Genomic DNA, 2,283 nt, shown 5'->3' with positions numbered 1-2,283 from the left:
GTCGAGATCAAGCATTAGTGGATGAAATATTGTTTCCTCGTCCCTTACGCCCCTAAAAGCCGTTACCATGGCCGGCCAATAAGCAGTAAACACCTAAAGGAATCTCATGTTATATGCGATGTTTGCCATGGTTGTTCTCACCACTATTATTGGCGTTATTGCCGTTACAAGCCGAGTAAAAGGGGTACGCAATAAACAGATACCGATTAAAGCCTTTCGCACGATGCAAGGCGAGCTACCCGATTTCGTAACCCGCACCACCCGTAACTACAATAATCAATTTGAGTTACCCGTTTTATTCTATGTCGCTTGCACGCTTTACTTGGCCCTAAATATTCACAGCTCATTTGCATTAATCGCGGCATGGTTGTTTGTATTTTCACGCGTGGCGCACGCTATCGTTCACCTTACGTATAACAATATTTTGCACCGCATGCTTGTATTTTGGCTTGGGGTGATCCTTACTTTGGCACTTTGGATTAACCTTGTTATCCAATTTCAAAACTGAGCCAAACGTACATTAAGGGAGGAGGCAATAATAGTTTATCCAATTAGGCGAAGAGATCGGCTTTCTTATCGAGACGCTTAAAGGGGCGCATGCCGGGGCATGTAACGCTTTAAGCAACGAAGGTAAGGATGTCGAGATCAAGCATTAGTGGATGAAATATTGTTTCCTCGTCCCTAACCGCCCTCATAGCGCGCTAATGCGGCCTGCAATACATCGGTTACCCTGGAGCGTAATGATGCTGGAGAAAGCACTTCAACATCACCGCCATAACTTAAGATATCTGCCACCAGTTCTGCCGGTAAGGTCACATCATATGGCAGGCTTAAACACAGGCTGCCATCGTCATTAACTGTGAGCTGCTGATCCGGATGCCATTGCTCTGCCATCACCCTGGCCGCCGCGGCTGCACAAAATTTAAGCGTCGCCTGCTCATTAGCCTGCCCCGCATAAATTCCGTAGGTGGGCTTCACATGCTCATTTAATGATTCGGCATTTACCGCATAAAACTGGCTGTCGCTTACGCCACATTGCTGAATATTTTCCAGCGCAAAGGTACGCAAAGCGCATCGCCAATGGCACCAGCAATCTAAATACCAATTACCTCGATAAAGTACTAACCGCAACGGTGAAATAACACGCTCGGATATTTCACCACCCTCACGCCCAAGGTACGTAATCGCTAAGGTTTCCTCGTTAAATAAAGCACTCGCCAAGCGAACAAAAAAACGATGCTTCACCGGGCGCGTAATAGCATTCACCACAACAATTTTTTCACTCAACGCTGATGCATTAACAGACGAGGCCGCCAGTAATTGCTCAAAGCGAGCCTTTATTGGCGCCAATTGCTCAGTTAACAAGCCACTACCGGTATTTTCCAAAAGCGCATGCATCACCACCATGGCATGCAACTCTTGCTCGTTGAACCAAGTTCCGGGCAACTCGTAGTGACCATCGCCATACCGATACCCACCCTGTTCCCGACTGTATTCAATGGGCGCGCCCAAAAAGTCACTCATGTGGCGCTTAATGCGATTGAAGGTCGCGCGGGAACACTCCATTTCCGCCAATATATCCTTTAGCGGAATCGCCGATTTTCGGCGCTGTAAAATCTTGTGTAAATCGTAAATACGATCAAAACCGTCCATATTTTTCATTCTCTTATTTGACAGTCTCATGATCTGAGACAGCGCCTTGCGATAATACTCGCATGTTCACAAGGCAGCCCATCAATGCTGTTTTGTGAACTGATAAGCCGCCACGCATTACCGATGCCGCGCCGCTTTTTCCTGCGATCTGATTCAGTCGCTTAATCATCAATAACTGGAGTTATTTTATGATGCGCTACCCTGTTTATCCAACTCAAGCGTTAAGTTTCACAGCCACCCCTACTCCGTCGCGCCCTTGCGATAATGACCCTGCCCCCAATCAAAACCCCGTCACGCTCCCGTCCACCCTACCGCTAACAACATTACTAAAACACTATGCACCAGGCATTAGCGCACAAAAAGCCAATAAGATTTTGCGCGAGCAAGGTTTGTTGATGACGCTTTATCGCCCAAGCCTAAGTCACTTTGACAGCTACAGAAAGATTAATGTGTTGACGGCCAAAGGTTTGCGCTTTGGTCGCAATTGCCGCAGCCCCGTACACCCCATTCAAACAAGCCCCAGCTATTACCCCAGTATGTTCCTAGAGCTCTGCAAAATTTGTCATTTAAGTTAGGACTTTAGGGCCGAGGAAAAAATACTTTATCCAATAATACTTGCCTCCTACTTCC

General features: G+C 47.0%; 3 protein-coding genes. 2 read left to right on the top strand and 1 reads right to left on the bottom strand.

The genetic code is table 11. The features are described from left to right. The first annotated feature begins 106 nt into the window (after positions 1-106). A complete protein-coding gene (locus AC3A8L_RS21340; protein ID WP_487964293.1) occupies positions 107-508 on the top strand; it encodes an MAPEG family protein in 402 nt (133 codons plus the stop codon). A gap of 173 nt (positions 509-681) precedes the next feature. Here AC3A8L_RS21340 and AC3A8L_RS21335 read toward each other — a convergent pair whose 3' ends face one another. Next, a complete protein-coding gene (locus AC3A8L_RS21335) occupies positions 682-1,653 on the bottom strand; it encodes a helix-turn-helix transcriptional regulator (protein WP_487964292.1) in 972 nt (323 codons plus the stop codon). A gap of 188 nt (positions 1,654-1,841) precedes the next feature. Between AC3A8L_RS21335 and AC3A8L_RS21330 the strand changes: the two genes are divergently transcribed. Next, positions 1,842-2,228: a hypothetical protein gene (locus AC3A8L_RS21330; protein WP_487964291.1), complete on the top strand. Its 387-nt coding sequence runs from the start codon at positions 1,842-1,844 to the stop codon at positions 2,226-2,228. Positions 2,229-2,283 lie beyond the last annotated feature (55 nt).

This window comes from Marinagarivorans sp. (assembly GCF_982758155.1).
This window is presented reverse-complemented; position numbering and strand designations above follow the sequence as displayed.

Coding starts and splice junctions, on each gene's coding strand:
- AC3A8L_RS21335 (WP_487964292.1), bottom strand. CDS start 1,653: ATGGACGGTTTTGATCGTATTTACGATTTACACAAGATTTTACAGCGC.
- AC3A8L_RS21340 (WP_487964293.1), top strand. CDS start 107: ATGTTATATGCGATGTTTGCCATGGTTGTTCTCACCACTATTATTGGC.
- AC3A8L_RS21330 (WP_487964291.1), top strand. CDS start 1,842: ATGATGCGCTACCCTGTTTATCCAACTCAAGCGTTAAGTTTCACAGCC.